The sequence below is a fragment of the Roseofilum reptotaenium CS-1145 genome (assembly GCF_028330985.1).
Taxonomy (GTDB): Bacteria; Cyanobacteriota; Cyanobacteriia; order Cyanobacteriales; family Desertifilaceae; genus Roseofilum; species Roseofilum reptotaenium.
This window is the reverse complement of the sequence record NZ_JAQMUE010000026.1, coordinates 1-23,104: the sequence shown is the minus strand read 5'-3', so window position 1 is coordinate 23,104 and position 23,104 is coordinate 1. Positions and strand designations below refer to the sequence as shown.

Below are 23,104 nucleotides of genomic sequence, written 5' to 3'. Positions count from 1 at the left end.
ACCATTTTCTGGGGGTTTTCTGGGCCAGTTGGGGCGTAATGTAACTAAACTGCAACAGAGTTTAACACAATGATACGAAATATGTGAGGGCACTGATGGTTAACATAAATCCATCGTTACATTAGCGCTTCGTGCTGTCATCAATTCTTGAAAGACAAGTTGCTCAAGGGGTTCTATAGCGTTTTTAAATGAAAAGCAGACACGGTATAGGGGCAAACAGCCATTGCCCCTCTTGATTACGATTAGTTTGGTGAATCGACAAGATATTGCCCTCTCTCACAGGAGAGGGACTTTCCTTGCTTAATTCTGATTAAGAGAGTCCCACTAACGTTTCACTCAACTCCCATAAACGTTTTGCCTTTTCCATATCACTTCCTTCGGCTGAAAGTTCTTGTGCGAAGGCTTGGCGGCCTTCTTTTTGGCGGTTTCCCCAACTCCAATGAACTCCAGATTGTTGATATTCTGGCTCGGCCATTACGTCGGCAACCCGTTCTCCAGCTAATTCTTGGGAAACATAGCCACCGGTAATATTCTTTTGAAATAGGGGGAAAATTGTACGGAATAGGGGATAATGATTGCGGAATAGAGGCGTATCTGCCACACATCCGGGATAGAGCGAATTGAACACAATTTGAGTCGATTCATAATAGCGGCGATGGAGTTCGCGGGTAATGAGCATATTACAAAGTTTGCTATCTTTGTAGGCTTTACCTGATTTAAATTTCTTGCCATCAATCATAGAAATCGGAGCTTTAAATCCTTGTTCCAATCCTTTCATATCGCCTAAATCAGGAGGGGCAGGAATGGGAATTTTACCCCCTAGCTCTTTCGTATTTGCTGTTACTGTTCCCAGGATAATCAGGCGACGGTTGGAGAATTTAGACTGAATCAGATCGTCTAAGAGTAGGTTGCATAGAAGAAAATGACCCAGGTGGTTCGTGGCGACACTGACCTCATAACCATCTACTGACCGCTGGGGTTCTTTCAGCAACGGTAGATATACTGCCGCATTGCACAATAGTACATCTAGAGCGCGTTTACTTTCATGGAAGGTATTAACAAAGTTACGCACACTCTGTAAATCTGCTAGATCTAAAGGCATAACTGTATACGCATCCTTGGGAATCTCCAATTCCCTAGCCGCCGCTTCAGCCTTCTCTAGGTTACGGCAAGCCATGATAACATGCCAGTTATCCCGTTTAGCCATAGCCTTACTTGCGTATAAGCCGACTCCAGAGGATGCGCCTGTGATGATTGCAGTTAAGTTACGTTTTTGTCCCATATGGTTAATTAAACTCGATTGACCCAAGTTATGTAAGATTTGGTCTAGATTTATTTAGCATATGGGGAAAAGGGGGCGATCGCAACCGCTCAAACCCGCAAGGGGCAATTTCTCATCCTAGATGGGAGGATCAACATTTCAGCACCATCTTTTCCTAGAATAATTACTTTCCAGACAAAAATTACCTGAATTCGCATGTTGGTTATGTATTTTTTCCATGATCAACCTAAAGATAAAAAAATAGGTATGATAGTATTAGGTTATGTTTTTTTGGGATATAACCCTGCTCTGATCCCGTTCTCAGAGATGCAGACCATTTAGTTAAAAGTCAATTAATCTCCTCTTAACATGAGCCAAATTCTTGATGCCTTATCTCAACTCCAGTCTCAGCGTTTAGTCTGTAGCTATAAAAACGGAACTGAATCGATTCAGATTGCCCGAATTACCAATATTCCCAACTGGTATTTTGAACGGGTGGTATTCCCCCAAGAATACCTGTTATTTGAAGCGCCTCCTTCTGCACATCTGGAAATTTATCAAGGGTATGAGCCAGAAAATGTCAAGTTAGTGACTGAGATATTATGCGATCGCCTCTGCATCAGCGAACCTGAAGCTCTGGCTGTTTAAATCTGTCCCTGAAAGCCCTATCATAAGGCTGAAGAAACTAAGGGCCCTCAACTACGGATGCAAACGAATTCCCCATTATTCACCCCTGGCACATTAAGTGACCGAATTCGCCAACAAACCCAGTATGCCTTAAGTTGCGGGGCCCTACATCCTATTCTCACCAACTACGAAATCATCGAAGATCGGGGTATTCCCTTTCTCGTCAGAATTATTTCTAACCTAGCCCGCAAAGAAGCCCAAAAACGCAAGCAACAAGTCTCTTCAGAGTCTAGCAAACCGGTTAATCCATTTTTGCCCTGCGATCGCAACCTCTTCCTTACCAATATCTCCCCCACCCACCACTGTCTGCTCAACAAATATAACGTTGTAGGCCACCATATCCTGATCGTCACCCGCGACTTTGAACCCCAGGACAATTGGCTCACCCTTGCCGATTTTCAAGCCTTGTGGTTCGCCCTAGCAGAAATTGATGGTCTCGGGTTCTACAATGGTGGCACGGATGCCGGGGCAAGTCAACCCCACAAACACCTACAACTCGTTCCCCTTCCCCTGATCCCCGAAGGCATTGCCATTCCCATAGAGACGGTATTCGACTCCAAATCGCCTCAGAGTAGTCCCTATCAAAGCCATCAACTGCCCTTTCCCCATGCGATTCGCTTTTTTGACCCTGAGATAATTAACAGCCCAGAAAACGCCGCTCAGGTGAGCCTTAACTGCTACTATCAGCTCCTGCGGCATGTGGGACGCTTAGAACAAGACAACCCAGGCATTCAACAAACCGGAGCCTATAATTTACTGATCACTCGCCGCTGGATGATGGTCATTCCCCGCTCCCAGGACTCTTGGCACTCCATTTCCGTTAATTCCCTAGGTTTTGCTGGAGCTTTATTAGTCCGAGATGCTCAAAAATTGGCACAATTAAAAAAAGTAGGATTAATGAATCTACTCCAGCAAGTTTCAGGACTCTAAAGTTAGAGGATAAAATCATGGAATTTATCAGTCCCAAAACCGATTTCGCCTTTAAGCGTATCTTTGGCTCCCAACAAAGTAAAGATATTCTGATTAGCTTCTTAAACGCCCTGATCTATGAAGGTCGCTCAGAAATTACTGACCTAGACATTATCGATCCTTCTAATCAAAGTGACATTAGACTCATCAAAGACAGCTATCTTGATGTCAAAGCCATCTTAAGCAACGGCACCACGGTACTGATCGAAATGCAATTATATAACACCCCTGCATTTAAAAAGCGAGTCTTATATAACTGTGCTAAAACCTATGGCAATCAACTCAGTGTTGCCCAAAGTTATACGCGACTGCAACCGGTGATTTCCCTAACGATTGTCGATTTTCCTCTGTTTCCAAAGGTTGACCCCATTATCACTCACTTTTCTTTAAAGGAAAAAAAATTATCATTTGACTATCCAGGCGAACAGATCGAACTCATCTTTGTAGAATTGCAAAAATTCAATAAATCCCTAGAAGTCTTGGAAACCTTGACTGACAAATGGATTTATTTTATGAAAGAAGCACCTAATTTACAGATGATTCCCAGTCGTCTAGAAGAAGTGCCAGAAATTGGCAAAGCTCTAGAAATTGCTAATCGAGCTAATTTAAGTCCAAAGGAAGCAGAAGAGTTACACCAAAATGAAATCTGGCTGCTAGACCAGCAAGGTTACGCGGTGCAAGCGAGAATAGATGGACTTGCACAGGGACGAGAAGAAGGACGAGAAGAAGGACGGGAAGAAGGACGGGAAGAAGGACGCGCAGAGGGAGAATTTTTGGGACAACTTAAATTAATATTGCGGTTACTCGAACAGCGTTTTGGAGAGCTGGAACAGAGTCTAAAAACCCAGATAGAAGAGTTGTCTTTATCTGAGTTAGAGTTACTCAGTGTTGCTATTTTTCAATTAGCTAATCTGGAAGATTTATCCTATTGGTTAGCCGATCATTCTAATCGCAATGAGGCATAATTTAGAGATCGTCTTTGCCTTTGTCTTTTTCGGTTTCTGTGGTGTAGGATGAAGTGTGTTCTGCTGCTCGTTGGATTTGAGTCTCTCCTTGACCATAAATCAAACGTAAGGGAGTGAGCGAAGTAGATTCTTTTTTAGGTTCTCCTCGGCGACGTTCTGAGGTGCGTTCTTCTGCTGTGTTTTCGGCAATCACTTCGTAGAGAATAGCCTGTTTGTTTTTTTGAGAACCTTTCCGCAAGACTCGCCCTAAGCGTTGAATATATTCGCGCTTGGATGCGGTTCCAGATAAAATAATGGCAATGCGAGCATCGGGAACATCAACGCCTTCGTTTAAAACGTGGGAAGCGACTAAAGTTTTATATTCTCCTTGACGGAAGCGGGTAAGCATATCATGGCGTTCTTTGACGGGGGTTTGATGGGTAATGGCAGGAATAAGGAGCGTTTGGGAAATTTGATAAACGGTGGTGTTATCAGCGGTGAAAATGAGGATTTTTTCGGGATAATGTTGGCTAAGGAGGTCTTGAAGAACGCGGAGTTTACTATCAGTTGACAGGGCGATCGCCTTGGCCTCACGATGTGCTAACATTGCCCTACGACCTTCTGGAGACCTGCAACTGGCGCGGACAAAGAGTTGCCAGCCTTTCACGGAACCGAGGAAAATGTTAGACGATCGCAGAAACTGGTTCCTCTCTTCAATTAATGCTTCATATCGCTGCTTTTCCTGTTGGGACAATTTCACCTTAATTTGCACCACTTCATGATGCGCTAAAGCCTTACCTGATAACTCTTGCGCGGTTTTCTGATACACCGTTGCCCCCAACAAAAAGGCTAAATCTTGGTGTCGTCCGTCCGCTCGCTCTAACGTCGCAGTTAAGCCTAACCGATAGGGGGCGATCGCATATTCAGCAATCACACGACTAAACTCAGTCGGTAAATGATGACACTCATCGCAAATGAGCAACCCATAGCGAGACCCCAACGCCTCCGCATGAATCGCCGCACTATCATAGGTTGCCACAAGGACAGGAGAGCGATCGCGCGATCCGCCCCCCAATAACCCCACCTCCACATCCGGAAATGCTGCCTTTAGATGGGCATACCATTGATGCATTAAATCTAACGTTGGCACAACAATCAATGTCGTTCGGGGGGTAATCTGCATGGCTAATTGAGCCAAATAGGTCTTTCCCGCAGCCGTCGGCAGAACCACCACCCCCTGACGTTGGGCATCCCGCCACGCTTGCAGAGCTTCCACCTGGTGGGGATAGGGAGTCATTTCTAAGGCAGGAATTAACTCTACGGGGTAAAATTCTTTGGCGCGATCGTCAAATACAGCCTTTTCCTCCCACAACGTTTCCATTAACCGGCGATAATGAATCGCCAAAATACGAAACTTTTCTACTCGATCGTCCCAAGTAGCATAATCAACCCAAGTTTTTCCCTTCGGTGGGGGATGCAAAATCAGCGTACCGCGATCGTAAGTTAATTTGGGGATACGAGTCATAGACCTTCATCGATTCAACCTTGACCATCCTTACTCATTATATTTCCAATGACTCAACGCACCGCCCCATTCTCCCACGCCAATCAAGAAATTACCGCCCTCAATCGCACGATTTATAACATCGTACTTCTTTATACGAATGGTGTTACGGAAGCGAAAAATTTAGATGAAGTGCAGTATGGAGTAGATCGTCTGTGTCAAATTCTCAGCCAAAATTGGCAAAATTCCACAAAAGCCATTTGACAAGATATCATTAACGGCATCTTGTGTCATATTGATCAGCAGAAAATCTATGACGATATCACCTTATTAGTGTTAAAACCATGATAACCGTTGATCCGGATACAAAGCCAGCCGATGAGTGTTAAATATTTTATTGAATCTACTATGTCCTATCCTGAACTGTCTACCTCTAGGGATGTTTCCTCTCAATCTCTCAGTCAATATCAACCAGAACTTGAAAGCTTGCGTCAGGAAATCAGGATGCTCAAACAAGAAAAACAAGACTTAGAAATTCTCTTAGAAAATACGATAGACCATTCAGACACAGTAGAAAACCTTTTTCATGAATCCAATCGACAACTGAGAGCAGAAGTTTTGGAACGTAAGCAGGTAGAAAAAAAAACTTCAACGCTCGACCACTGAACTGAATCGTCTTCTGGAAATAGTCTCTAGGGAGAAAGAAGATTTGGAAATTATTTTAGAGGCGATTACTGAACATGCAGATTTTATTGAAGAGCAAAGCCATCAAGAAAGTATTCATGATAGTTTAACTCAACTATATAATCGTCACCACCTCGAAGAAGTCTTAGAGCGAGAACTCAATCGCGCTAAAGGATATCACCTCTGCTTAGAGGTAGTGATGATTGACATCGATTATTTCAAAGTATTTAATGACACATTTGGTCATGATGCAGGGGATAAAGTCCTCCAAGCCGTTGGTCAATGTTTACAAAAGCAAGTGGAACAGATAGGAAGTGCATTTCGCTATGGTGGAGAAGAATTAACCCTCGTCCTACCAGATCGCAGTCTGGAGGAGACGGCGGAATTCGCTGAACAAGTGCGGCAAGAAGTTAAAAACCTTGAAGTTCATCATCAAGGACAACAATTAGCTCCAGTCACCATTTCCCTTGGTGTTGCTTGCTATCCTATGCATGGATCTACCCCTAGAGAATTAATCAAAGCAGCCGATGTGGCCTTGTACCAAGCAAAAAAACAAGGCCGCGATCGGGTCATCCTTTACCCTTAACTTCCTTGATCTCAAAGCAAATATCCATAGTACAATGAACAAGTCCCGTCTCATTTATCCAAATCTAAGGAGAAAAAAGAAACGCTATATACAATATATTTAAATCCATAGAGCAAGAAAAATGGTCAAAGGTGAATTCAAAAATGGCAGAAACTTTTGGTGACTATATCGACGACTTACCGGAGAGTCCAGAATACTTAATTATTGGATTTTCCCCCAGCTCTGTTCCCTTAAAACAGCGTTGGCGCAACAATGGCTTATCAGCAGACTTCCTCGCTGACTATCTGACTACTTTTTTCCCTGCCAAAGATGATATTTCAGAACAACAGCAAGCAGAAGTCAAGAGTGCGGTCAGCTACATTGCCAATGAATTATTAGAAAATGCCATGAAGTTTAACGACGAAACTTCAGAATTTCCGATTAGTATTCGTCTGCAAGTACGAGAAGATAAAATCATCTTTACCACCTCGAACAGTATCCCCGGTCAACATGTGAATAAATTCCAAACGTTCTTGAAAAAAATAGAGCAAGGCGATCCTCAAACTCTATACTTGGAACAACTCGAAAGTAGTGCCCAAGAAGAGAGCAGCTCTAATTCAGGATTAGGACTGTTGACCATGCTTAATGACTACTTTGCCAAGTTGGGATGGAGCTTTGAAACGGTTCCCGATCACCCTGGTATAATTAAAGTAACTACCATGGTACAACTCCCCATATAAATTGATTAACACTTAATCCTGTTTAAGTGTAGTTAAAGACAATCAAAAATAATTATCGACACTAAGGAGAATGAATGAATGACTATCGAAATAAAAACAGAGGACTACAACGTATACTATGATGATGAAACGAAAACCATTAGTTTTCAAGGCTCTCTACGGTTAAGTGGCATGGATGAATATGCCCCGATTGTACAAATTTTAGAAGAGATTGCTGAACAACAGCCTCCTGTGATTACGTTGAATTTACGAAACTTGGAATTTCTGAATAGTTCAGGGATTAGTATGCTCTCAAAATTCGTAATTAAAATTCGTCAGAAGAAAGATATGGCCATGGTCGTCAAAGGATCAAAAGGGATTCCTTGGCAAGGAAAATCTTTGAAAAATTTACAACGGTTAATGCCTTCGTTAACCTTAGAACTGGAAGAACTTCAAAGTTAACCTTAGCAAGATTTAGAAATGAAATAAAACATTTGGACGGTTGTTATGCTCCCTCAATCTCCTCGTGAATTTATCGGTTATGGCCAACATCCTCCTGACCCTCAATGGCCAAATCAAGCCAGAATTGCGGTTCAATTTGTCATTAACTACGAAGAAGGTGGAGAAAACTGTATTCTTCATGGTGATTCTCATTCTGAATCTTTTCTTTCAGAAATTATAGGTGCATTACCTTTAGATGGAGTTCGTAATATGAACATGGAATCCATCTATGAATATGGAAGTCGAGTTGGATTCTGGCGACTCTATCGCCTGTTTACGAAACGCCAAATCCCCGTCACCATCTATGGGGTAGCCATGGCCTTAGAGCGCAATCCAGAAGCCGTAGCTGCAATGAAACAAGCAGACTGGGAAATTGCCTCCCATGGTTACCGCTGGATTGACTATCAACATATTGGCGAAGAAACCGAACGAGAACATATTACAAAAGCTATAGAAATCCATACTCAAGTAACTGGGTCTCGTCCCTTGGGATGGTATACCGGTCGAGTGAGTCCCCATACCCGGAGACTGGTGATAGAAGCTGGGGGTTTTTTGTATGATGCAGATAGTTATGCTGATGATTTACCCTACTGGATCATGGAGTATGGCCCACCCCACTTGGTCATTCCCTATACTCTAGATACCAATGATATGCGGTTTGCCACTTACCAAGGCTTTAATAGTGGAAATCAGTTTTTTACTTATCTGCGAGATGCCTTTGACCTCTTGTACGCAGAAGGTGAAGAGAGTCCCAAAATGCTCAGTATTGGTCTACATTGCCGATTAGCAGGAAGACCTGGACGAGCGGCAGCTTTGGCTCGCTTTTTAGATTATGTGCAACAGCACGAGCGGATTTGGATTTGTCGTCGGGTAGATATTGCTCGTCATTGGCATAAATATCATTATCCCGATGACTAGACAATGAAGATTAATACAGCTCAAGTTCTCTGTTCATAGAATCTACAACTAGAACAGGGGCCTTCTGGATAGACTGCACAACGAATTAATTCAGATAAGGCATTAAAGCGACAAGTACTATCGCCAATAATCCACCGTCCCTCGACTAAGCTTTGTTCTCTGGGAGGGGAGGACGGTTGAACATAGAGGGCAATTTTGTGTAAACGATATTGGCCCGATTTTAGGGTATAGCGATGACGACGCTCCAGAACAGTATAGGTTTTGCCTTCAATATTAAGATAGTTTCCCGGTTGGGGAGTCCAGTCGAGTTGAATTTTGCCTAAGTTCTCACGGGGATGGGTGACAATAATCTCTGTGGGCAATAAATCAGGTTCCATTGATGATCTTGATGATGACTTAATCTGCGTACAATAATCCTTTAAGGTATCGCATTGAATGAGTTATGGCCATCGGGATTTTAGATTTTTTTATAAAATGCAGATGAGCTGAAGTGATAGTCTGGGGTATCCGGATGATCGCAACAGCAATGAGAATGGTCTAAACATAGATTTTTTAGTACATTATCTAGAGCGATCGCACAGAGGAATCATGGTAGCACGCAAACATAGATTAGGGTTCTGGAAAGCGTTTTTGGGCTTAAGCCTGACGTTGGGGTTGAATGCAACGGGATTGCCAACTCAAAGTATCGAGATTGATCGAGGCCAGGTGGTAGAATCGGTACCAATGGCGGCCATGAGGGGTTGGAATAGTGCTTCATTTCCTGTGGAAAATTTTGTGGAGTATACGTCCCGGTTTGGGCCCCGTGCTGGAGGCTATCATTACGGTTTAGATTTGGCCGCTCCCTATGGTAGTTATATTCGCAGTTGGTGGACTGGAAGGGTCGTGGAAGTGTGGGAAGATAATCGCTGCGGCACAGGAATTGTGATTGAGTCAGGATATTGGGAGCATATTTATTGCCATGTCAAGGGACGGGTAGGAACCCATCAAGGTCGTCCCTATTTGATGGATCAGGCTGGTGGCATTATTCTTTGGGAAGGTCAGATGGTGAATTCTGGCGATCGCATTGGTAGAATCGGTATGACCGGACGCACCAGTGGCCCGCACTTGCATTGGGGCTTGAAATACGCCGGTCAATGGGTTGATCCCAGTATGATTTTATTGGCCATGTCTCAATCTCGCGTTGCTGGACGGTAATTGGGAGACACGGATACACGGGGACACGGGGAAATTGCCTTTTGCCTATTCCCTATTCCCCAATTCCTTTAACCCGTCTGAAAAATATTCTTGACCATTCCCTTTTTCAAACCTGCCGCTGCTCGATCTAATTCATCGACTTCCCCAGGGGTTAAAGGCCAACCTAATGCGCCTATATTTTCCTGAGCTTGACGAGTATTCTTTGCGCCAGGAATCGGAATCGAACCTTTGGCCATACACCAATTTAATGCTACTTGCGAGGGGGTTTTGTGGCGAAACTTGGCGATCGCTTGCAGGCACTCTAAAACCGGTTTGACTTGGGGTAATAATTCCTGAAATAACCCTTTACGCAGTCCTTGGGGTAATTGTCCAGATTCCATATATTTTCCGGTTAACAGTCCTAACGCCAAGGGACTATAGGCAATCAGTTGAATGCCCAAATCATCACAGACCGCTTTAAGATTCAGTTGGGTCACTGGAGCGGTAGATAAGAGAGAATATTGTACCTGTAGGGTAAGAACAGAAATGCCTCTGTTTTGCAAGTGCTTGACCACTTTTTGTAAGCGTTTGGGCCCATAATTGGATAAACCCACTGCTTTTACTTTTCCCTGTTCATATAAATCAGCTAACCCATCCAAGAGTGCCCATTCTTGCCAAGGAGCATAATTAGCAGTAGACCAATGAATTTGCACTAAATCAATGGGTCGTTGCAAGCGTTGAGCGGATGCTTCTCCGGCTTGCACCATGGCATTTCGGGTGAAGCGCCAAGGATAAGGGGCGAGTTTGGTGGCGATACAAAGACTATCTATATTGGCAGCAATACACTCTTGGGCAAATTGTCCGAGGAGCTTTTCACTTTGGCCATTGAATTTACCGGTTCCATAAGAATCTCCAGTGTCGAATAGGGTAATGCCATTGCTCACACAGAGATTAAAGACGTTTTGTAAGTCTCGATCCATGGTAGGGTCATATTGCCAGAGTAATCGATTGCCCCATGCCCAGGTTCCGCATCCCATTTTGGGTAAAGATAAGGTGGAAGTGCTTGCCATTTTTAAGGGTAAAATCTGATAAAATAATTAATCGGGATCGCAGCGAATTTCGACGAGAAAACCATCGGGATCGTAGAAGTAAATTCCACGTCCTGTGGGGCGACTGACGGGGCCGTGATCGATCTCTACTTGATGATGCTGGAGGACAGAAACGGCACGATCGAAGTCTTCTGGGGCAATATCAAAGGCGAGATGGTTGGCGCGGGTAAATTGGGTTTTAGGATTGGGGTCTGGGGGAGATAATTCAGCTTCCCAGAACAGGTCTATAATGATGCCATCGGGAGTGCGAAAGTTGGCAACTTTTCCAGCAGCGACGAGGTTAATGAGGGTTTCGGGGACTTGTTCGCCCGTGAGTTCTTCTAAGCCTAGGATTTGACCGTAAAAGTGCCGGGAAGCGTCCATGTTTTTGACGTTGAGGGCAATATGATGGACGGTTTTCAGGTGACCTTGAAGGAGGGGCGGGGAGTTCATGTTTAGATAGGTTTAGTGAATGATGGCTATGGTGTTATGTTAGAGCAGTTTAAGATTACTCGCGATCGCCTCTCGTTAGAAGAAGTGTATCATTTAGCAGAAGATCCCGGCAATGGGGCGATCGCCCTGATGAGCGGTATGGTTCGCAATCAAACCGAAGGGAAACCGGTGATCGCTCTCGATTATCAAGCCTATAAACCGATGGCTCTAGAAATCTTTAAGCAGATTGCCCAACGTATTCATCAAGCCTATCCTAGCGTAAATCGAGTGGTGATTCACCATCGGTTAGGATATTTGGAAATTGGTGAAGTGAGTGTGATTATTGCCGTGGGTAGTCCTCACCGAGCAGAAGCCTTTGCTGCTTGTCAGTATGCCATTGATGCACTCAAGGAAGATGCTCCCATCTGGAAAAACGAATGTTGGGCAGATGGAACACAAAGTTGGGTGAAACCTTCAGTAGACTTCTTGCAGAAGTCCGGAAAAAGACAATAGGGGCGAAAAGTTTTTGTTTTTCGCCCCTACTGGTATTATAGCGTTTCTCTCTTCTCTGAGGTACAGCTTGAAGCCTTAGAACCTAAGCTATACAAGCTATTGCAAAGCAAGCCTATTGCCTAGCGCGAAGCACTTTACTTCTCTTTTTTGTCGTTGTTGTGATTCGATTTTTTGAATTTACAAGAAATACTGGGAGGAATACCCAATTTAATATCAATGACCAAATCTTGTAGGATCTGAATATACACGCCCTCGAGTTTTTCATGAAAGCCTTTGGCCATCAAGACAGCTTTTAGGGCAGCGACTAAGAGCTGGTTATTCTCATTTTCGGCAATGATGCGCTCAACGGTTTCATTATCAATTTGATCAACAGAACCGATTAAAGTCGCATTGATTTCCGGTAAAATTCCAGCTTCAATATTAAAGCTATCTAGGCTTAAACCTAGGTCTTCTGCTAAGGGCAGAAATTTGTTAAATTCATCAATAACATCTTCAATTTTTTCTTGAGCTGCATCTGCAACTTCGGCGGCTCTTTCTTGGGCTTGGTTTTTAATTCGATCAAACATAACCTATTTGACTTCACCATAAGAGGATACCCTGTCTAACACCACGAGAGTCAATACAAGTCAAGAAAATTATCGTTAAACTTCATTAAGTCCAACGGCGGAAAAATGTGGCTTCTTGCCAAGTTTCGGCGGTAAGTTTTTCAATGGCTTCGAGTTGGTCTAAGGATAGGGATTGAAAGGCTTGGGCCACCTTAACATTTTCTTCCAGTTGAGTGACATGTTCAGCAGCAACAATACAGGAATGAATTTCAGGTTGGGATAAAACATAGCCTAGGGCTTGATCCATACTGGTTAATCTTCCGGGTTCTAAAAGTTTGCCATAGGCAGGGATTTTCATGGCTATAACACCAAGATTTTTTTGTTGGGCAACGGGTAAAACTGTGGGGATAAAGGGACGGGGATGATGTTTATCGGCTGCGTTGATCGACACCAGCGTGGTATCAAAGGGATAACGGTTTAATCCTTCTACAAGAATAGCGGGTTCATGGTGTCCGGTAATGCCACTAAACCGAACAATTTTTTGGGCTTTGGCTTCTTCTAAAGCAGCGATCGCCCCATCTTGGGCAAATATGCGATCCAATTCTTCCCCAAAAGAGACATGGTGAAATTGCCAAGCATCCAAATAGTCGGTTTGCAAACGCTTCAAAGACTGTTCTAACTCTCGCCAAGCACCATCGCGATCGCGAGCAGCCGTTTTCGTGGTTAAGAATACTTGCGATCGATAGGAGGGTAAAACTTTTCCTAAATAATTTTCACTAGGACCATAACTAGCGGCTGTATCAAAATAACGAATGCCCAATTCTAGTGCCCGTTCAATAATGGCGATCGCTTCTGACTCTGCTCCATTCCAGGATAGGGGCGTTTTTCCTGCTCCTCCTAAGCCAAAAACCGGTAAGCTCTCCCCCGTTTTGCCCAAAATTCGCTCCGGTAAAGGAGTTCCTGAATTAGCCAAAACCACTGGAGAGCGGGAAAAAGAGCGACTTAGGGCACTTAGAGTTGCGCCTAAAGAGGCGATCGCGCTACTTATAAGGAAAAAAGTCCGTCGTTTCATCCCTTGACCTGCCTGCACTATTTTCTAAAATCCAGTATAATTTAACTAAAAGGTTTCTTTCGCATCTCCAGGAGTATGTCGCCTGTTCTTCAATCTGACTGTGCGATCTAATCCTCTTAAGTTTCCTATTTACCAATAGAATTGAGATGAAAACGAGTTTAGCTAGTCCATCAACAGTAAATCTTGAGCAAATTATAGAGCGAATTTTTGAAACTCGCCAAATTTCTCGCGCCGATCAAGAGGGTTTTATGAGATTATTGTTATCTAAAGATGCCCTAAGTTTTGCCGATCAACGCCAAATCGATCGAGTATTTGAAGGATTACGCCAAGGTCGTCTACGAGTGGTAGATTAAACTGCACTGCTCCGCTTCCCTAAGAGCGCTGTTTCTGACACTTCAGTCTCAATCAAATATTGACCCAAAACTTATTCTTAAATCAGCGATCGCCCAAGGGTTCGTAAATCTTTTAATTGCAACAACAAATTTTTCTTTCGCTTTGCGAGCAGCCATTAATTTCGTCATTCCTAAATCAACAAATTAGCATTTCTGGTTGTTTGTGCTTTCTGCCCACTGATTTTGTATAGCAAAAGAAGGGAAAATGAAGACATTTTCTATTGCCTGTTCCCTAAAACCACAATTTAGCTGTCCTAACTTAACCAGCTCCTTGCTATATTGCCCACTTCTTCCGGGGTCAAATCGCGCCATTGGCCAGGGTTTAAAGCTCCTAATCCTAACCCTGCTAAGGAAACCCGCACTAATCTTAATGTCGGATATCCTACCGCTGCTGTCATCCGCCGTACCTGACGATTTCGTCCTTCTGTGAGTGTTATTTCCAACCAAGATGTGGGGACGGTTTTCCGGTGGCGAATCGGTGGATTGCGTTCTGGAAGATTCGGTTCAGGGATAATTTGTACTTGGGCAGGCCGAGTTTTACCGTCTTTGAGCTTGATGCCTTGACGCAGGGGATTTAAGTCTTGGTCGTCAGGAATGCGTTCTACTTGTACCCAGTAGGTGCGCGGATGGCGATAGCGTGGGTCAGAGAGACGATGCTGTAGAATGCCATCATTAGTTAAGAGCAGCAACCCTTCACTATCCCGGTCTAATCTGCCTACGGGATAAACACCAGGAATAGGTATATAATCCTTCAGGGTTTTCCTGGCTGATTTGCCTTGGGTATGGGGATTATTATCCGTGAATTGACAGAGAACATTGTAAGGTTTGTAAAACAGGAGATAGCGCTGAGGCCGATCGCCGCTAGAAGCAGATTTCATGGGCATCACTAGGGTAGTAAACCTCGATCGCGGGCAGTTTTGAGCCAGTTGGGATATTCTGTCATCAGTAGATCGTACAGCTCTTGGTCGGCGATCGCCTCTGGATCTTCTACACTGAAGAAATCTGCATTATCGATATATCGTCCCTCCAAATCATCCAAATTTTCTAAAAACTCAAATTGACTGCCACCGCTCAAAAAGCCTAAAATGCCCCCACGCTTCGATGTGACATCTTTACTCGATTTCCCAATCGCCATAAATTGCCAGAAAATCGGCTCATAGGATGACCATTTTAACTGTTGTTCGGACGGGTCACGATCGAACGGTCGCCCATCGGTGACAAACATCACGTAAACTGGTACATTAGCCTTAAATGGCGATCGCCGATTTGCACCTCTCGCATCAGGAAAATAAGTATTTCTAATGGCTTGCAATGCGGGAGAATAGTTAGTTCCTCCTGAACCTCGATATTGATTTTGAGCTTGACCGATAAAATTATGGAAGTTCTCGACCGTCATCTCACCCATATCCTGGGAATTTCCGGCAAACAAGAAAATCTTAATCGCTCCATCATCATCAAACCGACAACCGAGGGCTAATATTTTTTCCGCCAACCGTTGAATTTTACCGGAGTGATAGAGTGAGTACATAGAACCAGAAACATCTAAACAGAGGGCAACTTGCGCTTGATGGTCAGTTAAATTTGCCTTTTGCAAAGAAATATCGGCTTTTTTGACTAAATCGAATAACAGAGGCGCTTCCTTTTCCAATTTTTTCTCTAATTCAACCGCTTTTGCTCTGCGGATGGGTTCGGGGGCAACAGGAACACGAGCGGGTGGGGTTGCTCTTTCTTGATGATATTGGTCTAAAAAGCCTTGTAATCCAGAATCATACCCTTGACCCAGGGCATGAAAACGCCATTGTCCTCCTTTTTGATAAATGCGACCAAATTCTAGAGCGGTTTCTGAGGTAAATGCCTCAGTTAAAGCATAACGGGCTAATTCTTCCTGGGTTTGGGGATTGGAGATCGCCATAAAGGCTTGGTCAATGTAACAAAAACTTTGGTTTTTCTCCACTCCTTCATGAATAGTAACGACAAACACCAGTTCAGTAATCACCGGGCTAATTTGACTCAAATCAAGCATAAAGCTTTGCCGACCTTCTCGAGAATCTTCTAGTCGTTGCAAAGCGCGATCGGGCGATCGGGGATTATTATAAAATACAAAATATTCTTCGGCAGGAATCAATCCATTTGCCCCTAACATAAACGCTGAACCATCAATATCATATCCCGACTCTGTAGTTCTCCAACCCACTGCTATCTGGATTTTTTGTAGATCGGGATAGTTTTGGGACAGATTAAATCGTGCACCTTTAGTTAATTCAGTAGTCATAGATTGAATCTCGAATATCTTTTCTTTTTTACGATCGATTTCATATAAACTCTAACCCTATTGCCTCAAAACATAACCCAACTGTCCTAATCAACTGATTCCTTACTATAGATATTAGTCCGGTACATCCAGTAATTCAGACCCGAAAAAAACATCATAGCAATTAAGCTAGAATAGATAGCGAGTGAAGTCATCTCCACCAGTAATAAAGAACTGATGATTTCTAGCGAAATCAAGCCAATTACTATATTAGCAAGAGTTTGCCGAGTTAAGAGAGAAGATAATATTGCCCCCAGAGGAGCGCCGACCACAACCACAGGAATTGCTGCCAACCAGTAACTCCGAACAGGCTCTATAAAATCATTCAATATCCAGGCATAAAACGCAAATCCAAAAACAGCATTTGTGGCCATCAAAATTACAGAAGTTGGCGTAGCAACTCTTTCGCAAAATCGAAAGAGAATCACCATCACAGAAAAACAAAATATATTAATTCCACTACCGACTAGACTACTAATGATTCCGCCCATAGTTCCAGCGAGTAGCCAGATGATTCGCTCATTTGCCGTCCAGATTGGCATCCCTAGATGGACTTCTCTCGGTAATCGGTTTAAGGCTAATAATGTAATCCCAAAACTAGCAAGTAGAACTGTAAATGACATTTTTATTACATCTGGAGGCAAAACAGGGGCTAATAAAATTGCACCGAAAACCATACCGATTAGACCTCCAATACTGCCCCAACAAATAACCCGCCAATCGACTCGAATGCCGGTCAAGACGATCCCTATGGCGGCGGCTGTTATGCCGATACTTTGAATGGCTAAGGAAAATATTTTAGCCTCTGAGGGGTCAATATGTAAAACCTTAGTAAATACAGGAAAAATAACTGCTGCTCCTCCCAGACTTGTTCCTCCAGAAACTGCCGATCCAAAGATCATCGTTAAAGCAATTTCCCAATACTCCATAACATAAGAAATAGCTCGATTGATACCGAGTAAGCTTAACCAGATTGTCCAAACTGTAAGGGCGATACAGATCGTGACTGTGCCTTTGCGAACAGAGATCTTATTAGGGGGAGTCAAGGGTTTAGTCCTCTTAAGTTATTGAATAAAAAAATAGAGTTTTTTTTCCGACTGGGTAGGTCGAAGAGTGAACAGAAACTTCAGATTAAGCTAACACAATTATCCTAAAGGCGATCGCCGATAGTAATCAAACTCCCTTCCCTGTCATCTCCATAACCTATTACCAAGGGAAAATGCTATATCTTGACTGAGCTAGATGCTAGGGAGTAAAAAGAGTTAGAGCAACTATGGGAGAAAAGTCGATTCGCTATCCTACTGGCTGCTAGCTGGTGAATCCATCCATAGTCAGCAGATTGACCCGATCCAGATTCAAGTATTTATTTACTTCTGGGAAACTAAAATAATTGCTACTCTAGCCTATGTCCCGCTTAGTCGCCCAACATCAACATCAGAAACTAACCATGCGGCTAACTCGTAGTTTTAGTCGCTTAGAAGATTTTGGATTTAGCCTCACGGGATTATTAGTCTGGCCGGGAACAGTGATTGGAATGCATTATGCTTTGGGCCCTCAAGCACTATGGGTTTGGTTGCCTGCTGTGATTGTGGCGATCTTACTCAATCTCCAATTAGCTCGGTTGGGCAGTTATTGGCCGGAGATGTCGGGCGGCACATCCAACTACGCAACCCGCTTGCTAAAGCCTTATCCAGGTTTGGGTTTATATGCAGCTAGTGGTTACTTCATTAGTTGGGCAGCTCTGATTCCCATTAATGCTATTGTTTTGACGGATTTAATTGCAGCGCTCCTAACGCCCTATAGCATTGAGATCCCCAATACAGCTCTCAATATTGGCTTTACCTTAATTGCCTTTATCTTAGCGTTCAGTGGCAACCGCGCCCTAGCCATTCTACACCTGATCTTTATGCTGCCGGCGATCGGCTTCCTCCTAGTTTTTGCGATTCAGGGATTGGGGTGGTTAGTTCTGTCTCCGGACAGTCCAGGCTTTTTCCCCGATCGCTGGTCTCCCTTTGCTCCAGTAGAATGGGCAAAATGGTATTTAGTCGCGGTCTATGCTGTTTATGCCAGTGAAGGTGCAACGGCCTTTATTGCTGATAGTCGCCAACCCAGTTCAGCACTCCACTATCTGAAACTGACTGCTGGACTATTACCCATTGTCTATATTGGCGGCTCTTGGGTTGTGATGAGATTGGATAGCGATCGCACATTCGGAGACGATGCTCTGGTCAACTTGATCCAAAGCGCTCAGGCCTTTTGGGGAGACTCGGCTACCGTATTAATTGTATTGCTTATTGCCTTTGCCTCTTTGCTCAGTTGTGCCACCACAGTCGCCCTAAGTGCCAGGGTTCTCTACCAACTTGCTCTTGATGACTATATTGCCCCAGTATTTGGCGTGGTGTCCCGTCGAGGTGTTTTAGGCCCTGCCCTCACTGCCACACTAATCATTAGCATTGCTTGTTTAATTTGGGGAAATGTTTTGCGGATTATCTCGATCACCGGAATTGGCTATCTCGTTTCCATGATGGTGCTTCATCTGGGACTATGGCTCAATCGTGAAAAGCCGGAAGTGCTTTGGCCGTGGTGGTCTCTCGGTTTTCTAATAATCGAAACCCTGGTGCTGGTGGTTGGCGGTTTGGCTTGGAGCGTGACTGATTTTTGTGTCGGTTTAGCTATCCCCATCGTACTGATTTTAGCCGATCGCGCGATCGATCAATGGTCCTTAAAACTGCCCATTTTTCAGCCCACTTGGTGGAACAAGCGCTATCAAATGAGGCCAGCCGGAGATTTTAATGATTTTGTTGGGCTTCAAGTCTCGGTATTGATCTTTCTCGTTTGCGGGGCAGCAGCACTCGGTTGGTCGATGAGTTCTCGATTCCACTGGCTACCCCCAGAGATCCGAAATAGCGTGCTAGTGATTGTTATCTTAACGGTGGGATTTGTAGGAGTAGCGATCGCCTGTTGGACGAGCTTACCTCAAGTTGCTAGAATTGCCGAAGCCAGAGAACAAGCGGAACTTTTATTTACCATTGCCCAAGATGCCATCGGAGCGATTGACCGCCTGGGAGTTATTCGCCAGGTTAACCCAGCCATGACTGCATTATTTGAAACCGATAGACGCGACCTGATCGGCCGCCCCCTCAAAGACTATTTAAGAAATTTGCCGGATACTGTAGAAAGTTGGCCGCGACTGAGCGAACAGCAATTAATCTTGGGGGAACGGGCGATCGTCCTAGAAATGTCCACCTCAGAATTAACCCACAACTTTTTTGAAGAAAATGTCATTATTCTGCGCGATATTACTGAACAAAAACAAGCTGAAGCCGCCCTACGAAAATCAGAGTCCCAACTCAGAGAGCAAGCGCAACAATTAGAATTGAGAGTTCAAGAACGCACTGCCGAACTCCAACTTGCCAAAGAAAAAGCCGATACTGCCAGCGCTGCAAAAAGCAACTTTATTGCCAGCATGAGTCACGAACTGAGAACGCCCCTCAATGCCATTCTTGGTTTTTCCCAACTGATGATTCGCTCCCAAACCCTGCCAGAAGAACAGCAGGAAAACGTTAGCATTATCAACCGTAGTGGAGAACATTTGCTAACGTTGATTAACAATGTTCTCGACCTCTCGAAAATTGAAGCTGGACGAACCACTCTGAATCCCAAGAATTTTGATCTGTACCGCTTACTCTCCGATATAGAAGATTTACTACACTTGAAAGCAGAGGCAAAAGGACTCAACTTAGCAGTAGCGTGGGAGCCGGATTTAACCCGGTATATTTGTACCGATGAACTCAAAGTGCGCCAAATTCTGATTAACTTGATTAACAATGCTATTAAATTTACAGAAACGGGAGGAGTATCGGTGAGAGTCGCACCTAGTCCCATCTACTCCGATACCCAGATTAAACTGATTTTTGAAGTAGAAGATACCGGAGCTGGAATTGCAGAACAAGAATTAGACCAGCTCTTTGAAGCATTTTCCCAAACCACCAGCGGCAAAAAGTCCCAAGAGGGAACCGGATTAGGCCTAACGATCAGCCGTTCCTTTGTGCAATTGATGGGAGGTGAGCTAACGGTTCAATCCCAAGTTGGAAAAGGCACAGTCTTTCAATTCGATATCAATGCTATTCCTATAGAACGAGACCAAGTCGAAGAGCGCAGACCCAAACGGCATGTTATCGCCCTCGAACCCGGTCAACCTCGCTACCGGATTTTACTGGTCGATGACAAGCCTTTGAATCGTAAGTTATTAAACCAATTGCTATCTCCCTTGGGGTTTGAACTTAAAGAAGCCAGCAATGGCAAAGAAGCCATAGAAAATTGGCACAGTTGGGAACCGCACTTGATTTGGATGGATATGAGGATGCCAGTTCTGGATGGATACGAAGCAACACGGCGCATCAAAGCGACGATTCAAGGACAAAATACGGTGATTATTGCCCTCACTGCTAGTGTCTTAGAAGAAGAGAGAGCAGTGGTTGTCTCTGCTGGCTGCGATGACTTTTTACGCAAACCATTTCGACAAGAAGAAATCCTTGAGGCTATACAGAAACATTTAGGGGTGCGGTATGTTTATGAAGGCCTAGAAGAAATTGACACTTCCAGTGCAACTTCCACAGAAAATACATTAACCCGCGAAGCGTTGATGGAACTCCCAGAGACTCTTCGGCAACAATTGCAGGAATTGTTACTCACGGGCAATCTGAAGCTGTTGGCCATTGTTCTAGACGAGATTGCTGCTGACGATCCCGCTTTAGCTCAGGCGATCAAAGCATGTTGCGATCGCTTTGACTATCAGAAAATTCTAAATTTACTGACCGAATAATATCAACCTCTATGAATAGTGAGCAAATGAACGGCGATTCAGGCAATATCTTAATTATTGATGATAGTCCCGCTAACTTACAACTATTGATGGGTTTGTTATCAGAGAAAGGATATACCATTAGACCCATTCCGAGCGGTAAATTAGCCCTCCAAGGCATTCATTTAGACTATCCAGACCTGATATTACTGGATATTTCCATGCCAGAGATGGATGGCTACCAAGTCTGTCAGCACCTCAAAGAGGATGAAAGAACGCGAGATATTCCTGTGATTTTTGTCAGTGCTTTTGATGAGGTGCTAGACAAATTAAAGGCCTTTGAAGTCGGTGGAGTTGATTATATCACTAAGCCATTTCAGGCGGAAGAGGTTTGGGCGAGGGTAAAAACCCATCTCTCTTTGCACCGCCTACAACAGGAATTACAGCAAAAAAATGAACTTCAAGATCTAAAATTAGCGGAACAAAATGTACTACTGCAACAGATGAATGAACAATTGGGACAGACCAACCAAGAATTGTGCCGACGCTTGGAGCAGCTTCAAGAAGCCCAACTGCAATTAGTCCAAGGTGAAAAAATGGCTACATTAGGTCAATTGGTGGCAGGAGTCGCCCACGAAATCAATAATCCTCTCGGTTTTATTGGTGGGAATATCGGGGCTGCACAAGACTATTTGCAAGACTTACTTGAAATTCTGGCTCTCTATCAAGAAAATACGTCCCCTCCTGAGTCAGTTCTGGACGAGATTGAAGAGTTTGATCCTGATTTTATTCGGGAAGATTTTCCCAAACTAATTGAATCAATGCAAACGGGATGCGATCGCATTCAAAATATTAGTACGTCGTTGCGAACTTTTTCTCGCAGTGATGCCGGTGAAAAAGTTAAATTCAATCTCCATGAGGGTCTAGATAGCACTCTCTTAATTCTCAAATATCGGCTGAAAGCTAATGAAGAACGACCCGCTATTGAGATCGTGAAAAACTATGGCGATATTCCTGAAGTGAACTGTTATGTTGGCCCCATCAATCAAGTCTTTATGAATCTTTTGTCTAATGCTATTGATGCCTTGGATGAAAGCAATGCAGGAAAAGCATTTACAGAAATAGAAACACAACCCAATTGCATTACTATCAGTACGAAATTTGGTCAAGATAAAAAATGTATCGTTGTTAAAATTGCGGATAATGGTAGGGGAATGCCAGAAGAGGTGAAAGCGAAAATATTCGAGCAAGGATTTACGACTAAAGCGGTGGGAAAAGGTACGGGTTTGGGACTGGCGATCGCCTACAAAATTGTCCAAGAAAAACATGGTGGAACTATAGCTTTCATATCAGAATTGGGTAAAGGAACTGAGTTTACGATCTCCATTCCTGTATCAAATAATACAAAAAATAAGAAGTAGATAGGTTTTGGCGATCGCCAAAACCAGGTTATAGACTCTTCTGCAAGATAGGAGGAATCGCATCACCATGAAGGAGCGATCGCGATCTCTACTTGAATCTAATATAAAGGCTATAATCTAAATTCCGCCAAAAGTACATAGACAAATGGTCTTGAAGTTACCTGGTTATCAAATTAGGCAAAACAGACCCGTACCAACAACAGAAGTAAACTATACTTCTGAATAGAACAAAGGTCTTCTTTGGCGATCGCTATCCCTAATAAAGACTAGACCAATGACTCCAACACTTCCCGGCTATCAAATTGGACAAAACATATATGAAGGAGAACGAACCCTAGTCTATCAAGGAACCCGCCTATCCGACTCCCTAAACGTCGTGATCAAATTGTTACGCAACTCCTACCCCAGTTTTAGCGAACTGGTGCAGTTCCGCAACCAGTATGTCATTTCTAAAAACCTGAACTCCACCGGTATTGTCGTTCCCCTAAGCTTGGAGCGCTATGGTAGTGGTTACGCCTTAGTTATGCCCGAGGAAGGGGCAATATCTCTAGACAAAGCCGTAGCAAAAGAGGAGTCCTTAGACCTAGGAAATTATTTAGAT

At 43.8% G+C, this 23,104-nt stretch carries 24 protein-coding genes and 2 pseudogenes; 15 read left to right on the top strand and 11 right to left on the bottom strand.

The annotated features are described in order from the left end of the window. Window positions 1-310: 310 nt before the first annotated feature. Entirely contained in the window at window positions 311-1,282 is a 972-nt protein-coding gene (locus tag PN466_RS03490) for a protochlorophyllide reductase (protein ID WP_271936983.1), read from the bottom strand. A 348-nt stretch (window positions 1,283-1,630) separates the two neighbouring features. On the opposite strand from PN466_RS03490, the gene PN466_RS03485 reads away from it, so the two are divergent. From PN466_RS03485 to PN466_RS03475, 3 genes are read left to right on the top strand one after another with little or no spacing between them, the layout of a single operon-like run. Beyond that, the gene (locus PN466_RS03485) at window positions 1,631-1,909 is read left to right on the top strand and encodes a DUF1830 domain-containing protein (protein WP_271936982.1); all 279 of its coding nucleotides are present in this window, start codon (window positions 1,631-1,633) and stop codon (window positions 1,907-1,909) included. A 57-nt stretch (window positions 1,910-1,966) separates the two neighbouring features. Continuing rightward, complete coding sequence (locus tag PN466_RS03480; protein WP_271936981.1) at window positions 1,967-2,878, top strand: ATP adenylyltransferase family protein; 912 nt, start codon at window positions 1,967-1,969, stop codon at window positions 2,876-2,878. 17 nt (window positions 2,879-2,895) lie between these two features. Beyond that, entirely contained in the window at window positions 2,896-3,882 is a 987-nt protein-coding gene (locus tag PN466_RS03475) for an Rpn family recombination-promoting nuclease/putative transposase (RefSeq protein WP_271936980.1), read from the top strand. A gap of 1 nt (window position 3,883) precedes the next feature. On the opposite strand, the gene PN466_RS03470 is transcribed toward PN466_RS03475, so the two are convergent. Further along, a complete protein-coding gene (locus tag PN466_RS03470; RefSeq protein WP_271936979.1) occupies window positions 3,884-5,386 on the bottom strand; it encodes a DEAD/DEAH box helicase in 1,503 nt (500 codons plus the stop codon). Window positions 5,387-5,434: 48 nt separating this feature from the next. Here PN466_RS03470 and PN466_RS03465 point away from each other — a divergent pair, with 48 nt between their 5' ends. The 6 genes from PN466_RS03465 to puuE all read left to right on the top strand — a co-directional run bounded on the left by PN466_RS03465 (window position 5,435) and on the right by puuE (window position 8,752). Beyond that, complete coding sequence (locus PN466_RS03465) at window positions 5,435-5,629, top strand: SpoIIE family protein phosphatase (protein ID WP_271936978.1); 195 nt, start codon at window positions 5,435-5,437, stop codon at window positions 5,627-5,629. A 144-nt stretch (window positions 5,630-5,773) separates the two neighbouring features. Next, the gene (locus tag PN466_RS03460) at window positions 5,774-6,031 is read left to right on the top strand and encodes a diguanylate cyclase (RefSeq protein ID WP_271936977.1); all 258 of its coding nucleotides are present in this window, start codon (window positions 5,774-5,776) and stop codon (window positions 6,029-6,031) included. Between the two features lie 43 nt (window positions 6,032-6,074). Further along, window positions 6,075-6,635, top strand: coding sequence for a GGDEF domain-containing protein (locus tag PN466_RS03455; RefSeq protein ID WP_271936976.1), 561 nt, complete (start codon window positions 6,075-6,077; stop codon window positions 6,633-6,635). A 143-nt stretch (window positions 6,636-6,778) separates the two neighbouring features. Beyond that, window positions 6,779-7,354: a DUF6272 family protein gene (locus PN466_RS03450; protein ID WP_271936975.1), complete on the top strand. Its 576-nt coding sequence runs from the start codon at window positions 6,779-6,781 to the stop codon at window positions 7,352-7,354. Window positions 7,355-7,438: 84 nt separating this feature from the next. Further along, window positions 7,439-7,795: a slr1659 superfamily regulator gene (locus tag PN466_RS03445; protein WP_271937010.1), complete on the top strand. Its 357-nt coding sequence runs from the start codon at window positions 7,439-7,441 to the stop codon at window positions 7,793-7,795. Window positions 7,796-7,840: 45 nt separating this feature from the next. After that, complete coding sequence (puuE, locus tag PN466_RS03440; protein WP_271936974.1) at window positions 7,841-8,752, top strand: allantoinase PuuE; 912 nt, start codon at window positions 7,841-7,843, stop codon at window positions 8,750-8,752. A 20-nt stretch (window positions 8,753-8,772) separates the two neighbouring features. On the opposite strand, the gene PN466_RS03435 is transcribed toward puuE, so the two are convergent. Further along, window positions 8,773-9,129, bottom strand: coding sequence for a DUF6464 family protein (locus PN466_RS03435; protein WP_271936973.1), 357 nt, complete (start codon window positions 9,127-9,129; stop codon window positions 8,773-8,775). Window positions 9,130-9,340: 211 nt separating this feature from the next. On the opposite strand from PN466_RS03435, the gene PN466_RS03430 reads away from it, so the two are divergent. Further along, window positions 9,341-9,946, top strand: coding sequence for a M23 family metallopeptidase (locus PN466_RS03430; RefSeq protein WP_313898522.1), 606 nt, complete (start codon window positions 9,341-9,343; stop codon window positions 9,944-9,946). A gap of 68 nt (window positions 9,947-10,014) precedes the next feature. Here the strand turns inward: PN466_RS03430 and PN466_RS03425 are convergent, their stop codons facing one another. Further along, window positions 10,015-10,995: an aldo/keto reductase gene (locus PN466_RS03425; RefSeq protein WP_271936972.1), complete on the bottom strand. Its 981-nt coding sequence runs from the start codon at window positions 10,993-10,995 to the stop codon at window positions 10,015-10,017. A gap of 27 nt (window positions 10,996-11,022) precedes the next feature. Further along, window positions 11,023-11,466: a VOC family protein gene (locus tag PN466_RS03420; protein ID WP_271936971.1), complete on the bottom strand. Its 444-nt coding sequence runs from the start codon at window positions 11,464-11,466 to the stop codon at window positions 11,023-11,025. A 36-nt stretch (window positions 11,467-11,502) separates the two neighbouring features. Here PN466_RS03420 and PN466_RS03415 point away from each other — a divergent pair, with 36 nt between their 5' ends. After that, window positions 11,503-11,958, top strand: coding sequence for a molybdenum cofactor biosynthesis protein MoaE (locus tag PN466_RS03415; protein ID WP_271936970.1), 456 nt, complete (start codon window positions 11,503-11,505; stop codon window positions 11,956-11,958). Window positions 11,959-12,092: 134 nt separating this feature from the next. Here the strand turns inward: PN466_RS03415 and PN466_RS03410 are convergent, their stop codons facing one another. Together PN466_RS03410 and PN466_RS03405 are read right to left on the bottom strand one after the other, a co-directional pair. Next, window positions 12,093-12,524 (bottom strand): hypothetical protein, encoded by a 432-nt coding sequence (locus PN466_RS03410; protein ID WP_271936969.1) that lies wholly within the window; start codon window positions 12,522-12,524, stop codon window positions 12,093-12,095. A gap of 85 nt (window positions 12,525-12,609) precedes the next feature. Further along, window positions 12,610-13,575: an aldo/keto reductase gene (locus PN466_RS03405; RefSeq protein WP_271936968.1), complete on the bottom strand. Its 966-nt coding sequence runs from the start codon at window positions 13,573-13,575 to the stop codon at window positions 12,610-12,612. Window positions 13,576-13,721: 146 nt separating this feature from the next. Here PN466_RS03405 and PN466_RS03400 point away from each other — a divergent pair, with 146 nt between their 5' ends. Next, window positions 13,722-13,928 (top strand): hypothetical protein, encoded by a 207-nt coding sequence (locus tag PN466_RS03400; RefSeq protein ID WP_271936967.1) that lies wholly within the window; start codon window positions 13,722-13,724, stop codon window positions 13,926-13,928. A 48-nt stretch (window positions 13,929-13,976) separates the two neighbouring features. On the opposite strand, the pseudogene PN466_RS26155 reads toward PN466_RS03400, so the two are convergent. The 4 genes and pseudogenes from PN466_RS26155 to PN466_RS03385 form a co-directional block, all read right to left on the bottom strand. Then, window positions 13,977-14,099 (bottom strand): annotated as a pseudogene (locus PN466_RS26155) (hypothetical protein); the annotation flags it as partial. A gap of 122 nt (window positions 14,100-14,221) precedes the next feature. Further along, window positions 14,222-14,845, bottom strand: coding sequence for a pseudouridine synthase (locus PN466_RS03395; RefSeq protein WP_271936966.1), 624 nt, complete (start codon window positions 14,843-14,845; stop codon window positions 14,222-14,224). A gap of 8 nt (window positions 14,846-14,853) precedes the next feature. Further along, window positions 14,854-16,239 carry a VWA domain-containing protein gene (locus tag PN466_RS03390; RefSeq protein WP_271936965.1) on the bottom strand — a complete coding sequence of 462 codons (1,386 nt, stop codon included), beginning with the start codon at window positions 16,237-16,239 and terminating at the stop codon, window positions 14,854-14,856. Window positions 16,240-16,325: 86 nt separating this feature from the next. Beyond that, a complete protein-coding gene (locus PN466_RS03385; protein ID WP_271936964.1) occupies window positions 16,326-17,324 on the bottom strand; it encodes a sulfite exporter TauE/SafE family protein in 999 nt (332 codons plus the stop codon). A gap of 359 nt (window positions 17,325-17,683) precedes the next feature. Here PN466_RS03385 and PN466_RS03380 point away from each other — a divergent pair, with 359 nt between their 5' ends. The 3 genes and pseudogenes from PN466_RS03380 to PN466_RS03370 all read left to right on the top strand — a co-directional run. Then, window positions 17,684-21,103 (top strand): amino acid permease, encoded by a 3,420-nt coding sequence (locus PN466_RS03380; protein ID WP_271936963.1) that lies wholly within the window; start codon window positions 17,684-17,686, stop codon window positions 21,101-21,103. 26 nt (window positions 21,104-21,129) lie between these two features. Continuing rightward, window positions 21,130-22,503 carry a hybrid sensor histidine kinase/response regulator gene (locus PN466_RS03375; protein ID WP_271936962.1) on the top strand — a complete coding sequence of 458 codons (1,374 nt, stop codon included), beginning with the start codon at window positions 21,130-21,132 and terminating at the stop codon, window positions 22,501-22,503. Window positions 22,504-22,777: 274 nt separating this feature from the next. Beyond that, window positions 22,778-23,104: pseudogene (locus PN466_RS03370) on the top strand (serine/threonine protein kinase); the annotation flags it as partial.

Excerpts from the sequence above, each read along its gene's own strand:
- PN466_RS03490 (WP_271936983.1), bottom strand. The coding sequence starts at position 1,282 with ATGGGACAAAAACGTAACTTAACTGCAATCATCACAGGCGCATCCTCT.
- PN466_RS03485 (WP_271936982.1), top strand. The coding sequence starts at position 1,631 with ATGAGCCAAATTCTTGATGCCTTATCTCAACTCCAGTCTCAGCGTTTA.
- PN466_RS03480 (WP_271936981.1), top strand. The coding sequence starts at position 1,967 with ATGCAAACGAATTCCCCATTATTCACCCCTGGCACATTAAGTGACCGA.
- PN466_RS03475 (WP_271936980.1), top strand. The coding sequence starts at position 2,896 with ATGGAATTTATCAGTCCCAAAACCGATTTCGCCTTTAAGCGTATCTTT.
- PN466_RS03470 (WP_271936979.1), bottom strand. The coding sequence starts at position 5,386 with ATGACTCGTATCCCCAAATTAACTTACGATCGCGGTACGCTGATTTTG.
- PN466_RS03465 (WP_271936978.1), top strand. The coding sequence starts at position 5,435 with ATGACTCAACGCACCGCCCCATTCTCCCACGCCAATCAAGAAATTACC.
- PN466_RS03460 (WP_271936977.1), top strand. The coding sequence starts at position 5,774 with ATGTCCTATCCTGAACTGTCTACCTCTAGGGATGTTTCCTCTCAATCT.
- PN466_RS03450 (WP_271936975.1), top strand. The coding sequence starts at position 6,779 with ATGGCAGAAACTTTTGGTGACTATATCGACGACTTACCGGAGAGTCCA.
- puuE (WP_271936974.1), top strand. The coding sequence starts at position 7,841 with ATGCTCCCTCAATCTCCTCGTGAATTTATCGGTTATGGCCAACATCCT.
- PN466_RS03435 (WP_271936973.1), bottom strand. The coding sequence starts at position 9,129 with ATGGAACCTGATTTATTGCCCACAGAGATTATTGTCACCCATCCCCGT.
- PN466_RS03430 (WP_313898522.1), top strand. The coding sequence starts at position 9,341 with ATGGTAGCACGCAAACATAGATTAGGGTTCTGGAAAGCGTTTTTGGGC.
- PN466_RS03425 (WP_271936972.1), bottom strand. The coding sequence starts at position 10,995 with ATGGCAAGCACTTCCACCTTATCTTTACCCAAAATGGGATGCGGAACC.
- PN466_RS03420 (WP_271936971.1), bottom strand. The coding sequence starts at position 11,466 with ATGAACTCCCCGCCCCTCCTTCAAGGTCACCTGAAAACCGTCCATCAT.
- PN466_RS03415 (WP_271936970.1), top strand. The coding sequence starts at position 11,503 with ATGTTAGAGCAGTTTAAGATTACTCGCGATCGCCTCTCGTTAGAAGAA.
- PN466_RS03410 (WP_271936969.1), bottom strand. The coding sequence starts at position 12,524 with ATGTTTGATCGAATTAAAAACCAAGCCCAAGAAAGAGCCGCCGAAGTT.
- PN466_RS03405 (WP_271936968.1), bottom strand. The coding sequence starts at position 13,575 with ATGAAACGACGGACTTTTTTCCTTATAAGTAGCGCGATCGCCTCTTTA.
- PN466_RS03400 (WP_271936967.1), top strand. The coding sequence starts at position 13,722 with ATGAAAACGAGTTTAGCTAGTCCATCAACAGTAAATCTTGAGCAAATT.
- PN466_RS03395 (WP_271936966.1), bottom strand. The coding sequence starts at position 14,845 with ATGAAATCTGCTTCTAGCGGCGATCGGCCTCAGCGCTATCTCCTGTTT.
- PN466_RS03390 (WP_271936965.1), bottom strand. The coding sequence starts at position 16,239 with ATGACTACTGAATTAACTAAAGGTGCACGATTTAATCTGTCCCAAAAC.
- PN466_RS03380 (WP_271936963.1), top strand. The coding sequence starts at position 17,684 with ATGTCCCGCTTAGTCGCCCAACATCAACATCAGAAACTAACCATGCGG.
- PN466_RS03375 (WP_271936962.1), top strand. The coding sequence starts at position 21,130 with ATGAACGGCGATTCAGGCAATATCTTAATTATTGATGATAGTCCCGCT.